The organism is Arthrobacter paludis (assembly GCF_056782315.1).
Window position 1 is genome coordinate 153270 of the sequence record NZ_JBXAEW010000011.1, and the last position, 6885, is coordinate 160154.

At 71.8% G+C, this 6885-nt stretch carries 5 protein-coding genes; 2 read left to right on the forward strand and 3 right to left on the reverse strand.

Translation table 11 applies throughout. The features are described from left to right. From AC1Q5D_RS11255 to AC1Q5D_RS11265, 3 genes are all read right to left on the reverse strand, one after another. Positions 1-1440, reverse strand: a complete 1440-nt coding sequence (locus tag AC1Q5D_RS11255; RefSeq protein WP_481738687.1) for a lipase maturation factor family protein — start codon at positions 1438-1440, stop codon at positions 1-3. 193 nt (positions 1441-1633) lie between these two features. Beyond that, the gene (locus AC1Q5D_RS11260) at positions 1634-3022 is read right to left on the reverse strand and encodes an MFS transporter (protein ID WP_481738688.1); all 1389 of its coding nucleotides are present in this window, start codon (positions 3020-3022) and stop codon (positions 1634-1636) included. Between the two features lie 83 nt (positions 3023-3105). After that, positions 3106-4944: a bifunctional sugar phosphate isomerase/epimerase/4-hydroxyphenylpyruvate dioxygenase family protein gene (locus AC1Q5D_RS11265; RefSeq protein WP_481738689.1), complete on the reverse strand. Its 1839-nt coding sequence runs from the start codon at positions 4942-4944 to the stop codon at positions 3106-3108. Between the two features lie 95 nt (positions 4945-5039). Here AC1Q5D_RS11265 and AC1Q5D_RS11270 point away from each other — a divergent pair, with 95 nt between their 5' ends. Then, the gene (locus AC1Q5D_RS11270) at positions 5040-5798 is read left to right on the forward strand and encodes an IclR family transcriptional regulator (RefSeq protein WP_481738690.1); all 759 of its coding nucleotides are present in this window, start codon (positions 5040-5042) and stop codon (positions 5796-5798) included. Between the two features lie 17 nt (positions 5799-5815). Continuing rightward, positions 5816-6697 carry a shikimate dehydrogenase gene (locus AC1Q5D_RS11275; protein ID WP_481738691.1) on the forward strand — a complete coding sequence of 294 codons (882 nt, stop codon included), beginning with the start codon at positions 5816-5818 and terminating at the stop codon, positions 6695-6697. Positions 6698-6885: the final 188 nt, after the last annotated feature.

A 6885-nucleotide genomic window follows, 5' to 3' on the forward strand; every position in this document is an offset into this window, starting at 1 on the left:
CTAGCCGCGCAGCGCGACGGGAGGGATGACCTCGCGCTCGTGGTCGCGCACCCACCAGGCTCCGGTCTTCCGGCGCTCGGCGCGGGTCGCGTAGCGGTAGCGGTGCTTGAGGACGCGGATGGCCGCGGGCCGCTCGCCGCCGAACGGGTCGACGCGCAACAGGGCCAGCACGGCCGGGTCCGCCTCGAGGAGCTTGCCCAGGAACGCGTGGAACCAGCGCTCGTGGACGGTGCCGAGCGGCAGGAACCACATCAGCCAGTCGAGCCGCAGGTGGTACGGCGCGAACTGGCGCGAGCGGCGCATCACGTCGCCCGGCTTGCCCTTGAACTGGTACTCCTCCCACGCGGCGTGCTCGGGGTCGGGGTCGCGCGTGCCCTGCACGGTGACCTCGATCCGCTCCTTCGTCATCGAGCCGAACGCGCCGTACGCGTTGCCGATCTGCCAGCCGTTGAAGCTCGCGTTCATCAGCTGCCGCGGGGAGAACAGGTTCTGCAGGGCCGGGATGCTCAGGAACGCCACGAGCAGCGCGAACACGAGGACCGCGATGTTCCACCAGATTGGGGCCTCGGCGGCCGTTCCGAGGTCCTCGGGCACGAACGGCAGCACCGCGTGGAAGGCCCGGTCGGACACGGCGCAGAACGCCAGGACGATCGTGATCCAGTTCAGCCACGCGAAGTTGCCGGTAGCGACGAGCCACAGCTGCGTGAAGACGACGACCGCCGCGCCGATCGACGCGACCGGCTGCGGCAGGAACAGCAGGAACGGGACCACGAGCTGCGCCACGTGGTTCCCGGCCGCCTCCGCCCGGTGCCACCAGGCCGGCCGCAGGTGCGCCTGCCGGCTCAGCGGCCCGGGCATCGGCTGGGTCTGGTGGTGGTAGTACAGCGCCGTGAGGTCCCGCCAGGCGGGATCCCCGCGCCACTTGATCATCCCGGCCCCGAACTCCAGCCGGAACACAAGCCAGACCACCAGGACCAGCACGGGCGCGGGCGGCGGAACCTGGTGCGACCCGAGGAACCCGACCGTCAGGCCCGCCTCGAGGATCAGCATCTCCCAGCCGAACCCGTAGAACGTCTGGCCGACGTTCACGACCGACATGTAGAGCAGGTACAGCGCGCCGAACACGAGCACGGGCACCCAGGGCGGGCCGGCCTGCGGGACCCCGACGACGACGGCGGCGGCCAGGGCCAGTCCGACGGCGCAGACGACCCGCAGCTTGGCGTCCGAGTAGCCCCAGCGCGCGAAGACCGTGAAGCCCCGGGCCCCGCCGCGGGCGAGCAGGTCCGGGGCGGGCAGCAGGCCCCGCTCCCCCAGCAGTGCGGGGAACTGGTTCAGCGTGGACAGGAACGCGACGAAGTACAGCGCGGCCACCCCGCGCTGCAGGATCTCGCGGGCGATCTCGTAGTCACCGGCGGACAGCCAGCCCGTGAACCACTCCATGGGGCCACGGTACGACGCGCGCCCGCGGGGGCGAAGGGGCGCTGCGGCGTCACCCCTCCGGCGCGACACCACCCTTTCGCCGCCAGATCACCCCTCCGGCGCCAGATCACCCCTCCGGCGCGAAATCACCGGTTGCAGGGGGCGATTTTCCGCACCAGGGGGCGATCTCGCGGGCGCCCGGTGGTCTGAACTTCTACCGGGCGGCGGGCCGCAGCCGGCCGAGCTCGGCCGCCTCAGTGCGGTCCGTGTGCAGCACGTCGATCTCGGCGAGCGTGCGGCGATGCGTCTCCTTCGCGGTCAGCGCCGCGACCCCGGCGATGGCGCAGGCCAGGGACGTGAACAGCGCGACCGCCACCCAGTTGGCTCCGTCCCCGCCGGCCAGGGCGCTGGCGACGACCGGGGTTAGGCCGCCGGAGACGGCGAAGCCGATCTGGGTGCCGAGGGCCAGTCCGGTCACGCGGACGCGGGTCGGGAACATCTCCGCGTAGAACGAGGGCCAGATCGCATTGGACATGGAGTAGAAGCACCCGGAGAGCACCAGGCCGAGCAGGAAGATCAGGCCCCAGTTCCCGGCGGACACGGCCGCAAGGTACGGGTACATCATCACCGCAGAGCCGATGACGCCGCCCAGGAAGACCTTCTTGCGGCCGACCCGGTCGGCGAGGACGCCCAGCAGCGGGATGGTCAGCAGGGCCAACCCGTTCGCCGCGACGGGTACCCACAGCATCGTGGTGCGGTCCAGGCCGACGACAGAAGTCCCGAAGGACAGCGACCAGACCAGGAAGACGACATTGACCGTGTTGATCATGGCGGCGGCGGCGATGCGCAGGACCGCCGCCTTGTGGTGGCGCAGGACCAGGCCCAGCGGCGTGGCGGCCCGGCGGCCGCCCTCCTCGGCGACGGCCTCCTCGAAGGCCGGGGGCTCCTCCAGGTGGCGCCTGATCAGGTAGGCGGCGACGACCACCACCGCGGAGATCCAGAACGGGACGCGCCAGCCCCAGGCGAAGAGCTGCTCCTCGGTCAGGAACAGGGTGAAGGGGATGAAGACGGCGGTGGCCAGCAGCGTGCCGAACTGGGTTCCCTGCAGGGTCCAGCTGGTGGTGAAGGCGCGCCGGTCCTCGTCGGCGTGCTCGAGCGAGACGGAGATGGCGCTCGCCTGCTCGCCCGAGGCGGACAGCCCCTGGACCATGCGGCACAAGACGAGCAGGGCGGGGGCGAGCACGCCGACCTGCTCGTACGTGGGCAGGCAGCCGACGGCGAACGTGGCTCCGCCCATCATGAACAGCGTCAGCATGAGAACAAAGCGGCGGCCGAATCGGTCGCCGAGCGGCCCCATGACGAGCGCGCCAAGCGGTCGTACGACATAAGCGACGCCCACCGTGCCCATCGACAGCAGGATCGCGACGCCCGGTGACGTGGCATCCGGGAAGAACAGGTGGTTCAGCACCAGGGCCGCCGCCGTGCCGTACACGGCGAAGTCGTAGTACTCGAGCGCGCTGCCGATCCAGCTGGCCAGCGCGGCCTTCTTCGGGGTCTTCCGGTGGGCCACTGGGGGGCCCGCCGGGGCGGTGGGGTGGTTCATGGGGGTGTCCTTTGTGTCCGTGGGGGCTGCGGGGCGCCGTCGGTCCGGCTGTGCGGCCGGAACGAGACGCCTTCGGTCTCCGGCTAGGGCCGGGACCAGGCGCGGGTGCGGTTGCGCTCGAATTGGGCGGCGAGGCGGACGGGGGCGTTCGGCCCTCCGTAGCCGTCGTAGCCGTCGCGACGCTCGACGACCTCGAAGAACAGGTCTCCGATGGTCTCCGTGTAGAAGTGCAGGAACGCGTCGTCGCCGTCGCGGTCGTAGAGCAGGTCCAGCTCGCGCCAGACGGCCAGGTCTCCGGGATCGATCCGGTACCTCGCCGCGAGGTCCTCGTAGTAGTTCTCGGGCACGGGGAGGAACTCCATGCCCGCCTCCTTCGCGCGCCGGGCCACCTCGACGATGTCGCGGGTGGCGAAGGCGACGTGCGCCGGGTAGGTTCCGGAATCCAGGGACTGCGGCACGAGGTTCAGCGCCAGCCGCACGCCGCCGGCCCGGCTGCGCAGCACCTGGCTCCGGACCAGTCCGCGGGGGCTGGGAACCTCCGACGGCGCGTTCGCCACCAGCCCGAGGGTGCTCTCGTAGAACAGCACCGCCTCGTCGAACGACTGCCACGGCTGCGCGAGGTTGATGTGGTCGACGGCGCTGATCGGCCCATCGCCGGCGCCCAAGAAGCCCGTCCCGAACTCGCCGGCCCACTCGGGCGGGCCGCCGGCGGGCGTGAAGAAGACCTCCGTGCCGTCCGGGGCCCGCACGCCGGCCAGGGCCTGCTCGTCGGGCGCGTGGTGGCGCGCGACCGGGGGGGCCGCGAGCTCGCGCGCCCGGGCCGCGGAGGCCGTCGGGTCGGCAACGCGCAGGCCGAGGGCGGAGACGCGTGGCCCGCCGCCGCGGGCGCGTTGCGCGTTGAAGACCACGCGCGCCCCGCCCTGTTCCCACAGCTGCACCGGCTTGCGGCGGTGCTGGCCTCGGAAGCGGAATCCAAGCTGGGCCAGGACCTGTGCGACGTCCTCGGGCTCGTCCGTGCGGATCTCCACGAAGTCCACGCCGTCCGGCTCGGCGACGGCCGGCAGCGTGTGCAGCGCCATGGTGCCGGGGACGCCGCCGTCGTCCGCGAGCCGCGCCGCCGTCCGGTCCTGCAGCCAGCGCAGGGAACGCATGGCGTCCACGGCCGTGCGCGCGACGTTGGACTGGCGGAAGGTGTCGTTGAAGATCTCCAGGGACACGGCGCCGTCGTAGCCACAGGCGGCGACGTGGCCCAGGAACGCGGGCAGGTCGAACCCGCCCTGGCCCGGGAAGACGCGGTGGTGGCGGCTCCAGGACAGCACGTCCATGCTGAGGACGGGCGCGTCGGCGAGCTGGACGAAGAAGACCTTGTCCGGGTCGAAGCCGGCGATGCCGGACGGGTCGTCCCCGCGGGAGAGGATGTGGAAGCTGTCCAGGCAGGTGCCGACGGCGGGGTGGTCGGCCAGCTCGACGATGCGCATGGCGTGGCGGTACGTGTTGACGTAGCGGCCCCACGCGAGCGCCTCGTAAGCGATGCGGACGCCGTACCGGGCGGCGAGCCCGCCGAGGCGACGCAACTGGAGGGCCGCGGTGGTGTCGTCGTCGATCAACGCGGTGGCGACGTTGCTGCACACGAGCATCGTGTCGACCCCGAGGCGGTTCATGAGGCGGAACTTGGCCTCGGCCCGGCGCAGGTTGTCTTCCAGCACCTCCTCCGTCACGCCCTCGAAGTCGCGGAACGGCTGGAACAGGTCCAGGCGCAGGCCGAGCCGGTCGGCGAGCGCGCGGACCTCCTCGGGGGAGAGCGGGCTGACGGTCAGGTCCTGCTCGAAGATCTCCACCCCGTCGAACCCGGCGGCCGCGCACGCATGCAGCTTCTCCTCGAGCCCGCCAGAGAGGCAGACGGTGGCGATGGATGTCCGCATGAACGCCTTTCACCTAATTGCCAAATATTGGCAATGATTGCTGTATTCTGGTTGTTGAGTATGATGTAGGTCTCGCGACACTGTCAAGGAGGGCCATGGCCAAGGAAGCGTCCGGCACCGTCGGCAAGGCGTTCGGCGTCTTGACCCTGCTGGGGGACTACCCGTCGGGCGCGACGGCGGGCGAGGTTGCCGAGGCGGTCGGCTACCCCTTCAGCACGGCCTACCGGCTGTTGAACACGCTGGTGGAGACGGGCTTCGCCGAGTTCGAGCCGCGCGAGAAGCGGTACCGGCTGGGATTGCGCGTCTACCAGCTGGGCCGGAAGGTGGCCAGCGCGCGTGGCTTCGCCGGCGCGGCCGTGCCGCTGCTGGAGCAGCTCACGGCGGCGACCGGCGAGAGTTCCCTGTTGGCTGTCCTCGACGTCGACCGCTTCCTGACGGTCCACAAGACGGACGGGCCGCAGTTCCGCACGACCACCGATCCGGGCGACCGGGGGCACCTGCATACGAGCGCCCTAGGCAAGGTGCTGTTGGCCTTCGCCCCCGACGCAGACCGGGAGCGGCTCCTGGAGGGCCTCGAGCTGCCGGCCCTCACGGAGCGTTCCATCACCGACCGGGCGACCCTCCGGGAGGAGATCGAGCGCGTTCGCGCCCAGGGCTGGGCCGGCCAGCAGGAGGAGAACGACGTGGGCATGGCCGCCCTGTCCGTCCCGGTCCTTGGCCATGGCGACCGCACGATCGCCGCCGTGGCCCTCGCCTCCCCCGTCTTCCGTTCCGACCTCGACGGCCTGCGGCGCTTCCTGCCCGCGCTGCGGTCCACGGCCGCCGAACTCGCCCTCACCCTGCCCCAGCGCTAGCGCTCCCTAGGAGAACCATGAGCACCACGTCCGAGTCCCACCTCGTCGGCCTCATCGGCGGCGGCATCACCCGCAGCCTGACCCCGCCCATGCACGAGGCCGAAGCCCGCCACCACGGCCTCCACTACCTGTACCGCCCCATCGACCTCGACGCGATCGGGCGCGGACCGGCCGACGTCGGGGAGCTGCTCCGCGCCGGGCGGGACCTGGGCTTCAACGCCTTCAACATCACGCACCCGTGCAAGCAGTTGGTCCTGGGGCACCTCGACGAGGTGGACCCGGCGGCGGCCGTCCTCGGCGCGGTCAACACCGTCCTCATCCGGGACGGCCGCTTCGTCGGCCACAACACCGACCGCACGGGCTTCGCCTCGGGGTTGGCCGCCGGGCTGCCGGGCGCTGCACGGGACCACGTCGTCCAGGTCGGGACGGGCGGGGCGGGCTCCGCCGTCGCCGCCGCGTTGCTGGACGCCGGCACCGCCCATCTCAGCCTCTACGACGTCGACCTGGAACGGGCCCGTGAACGGGCCGCGGCGCTCGCTGCCGCCCACTCGGGCAGCACGGTGGAGGCCGTCGGCGCCGGCGACCTGCCCAGCCGGATCCGTGCGGCCGACGGCGTCGTCAACGCCACCCCCGTCGGCATGCACCAACATCAGGGCACGCCGTTCGACACGGCGCTGCTCGACGGCACGCAGTGGGTGGCCGACGTCGTGTACCTGCCCATCGAGACCGAGCTGGTCTCCGCGGCCCGCGCCGCCGGGTGCCCCGTCCTGGACGGCGGGCACATGGCCGTGGGGCAGGCCGTCGATGCGTTCCGCCTAATCACGGGCGTGGAGCCGGACCGCGGCCGCATGCGCGCGCACTTCCTGTCCCTGCTGCCGCAGCGCGAGGGCGCCCGGTAGTTCGGGACCCGCCAACGCTCGGGAGCGAAGCCCCACGGCCGGGCACGCGGATCCCGCGCTCAGGCCAGCCCCGGGCTCCCGAGCAGGCGCCCGCTAGGGAGTGTTGCTAAAGCTGGTTCCGAGCCAGACTAGGGCTGAGGCGAGTTGTATGGCGGCGTGGAAGTTGCGGGCAGTTTTGTCGGTTCGCA

Bases quoted from the DNA above. Each gene is read 5' to 3' on its own strand.
- AC1Q5D_RS11270 (WP_481738690.1), top strand. From the start codon at position 5,040: ATGGCCAAGGAAGCGTCCGGCACCGTCGGCAAGGCGTTCGGCGTCTTG.
- AC1Q5D_RS11255 (WP_481738687.1), bottom strand. From the start codon at position 1,440: ATGGAGTGGTTCACGGGCTGGCTGTCCGCCGGTGACTACGAGATCGCC.
- AC1Q5D_RS11265 (WP_481738689.1), bottom strand. From the start codon at position 4,944: ATGCGGACATCCATCGCCACCGTCTGCCTCTCTGGCGGGCTCGAGGAG.
- AC1Q5D_RS11275 (WP_481738691.1), top strand. From the start codon at position 5,816: ATGAGCACCACGTCCGAGTCCCACCTCGTCGGCCTCATCGGCGGCGGC.
- AC1Q5D_RS11260 (WP_481738688.1), bottom strand. From the start codon at position 3,022: ATGAACCACCCCACCGCCCCGGCGGGCCCCCCAGTGGCCCACCGGAAG.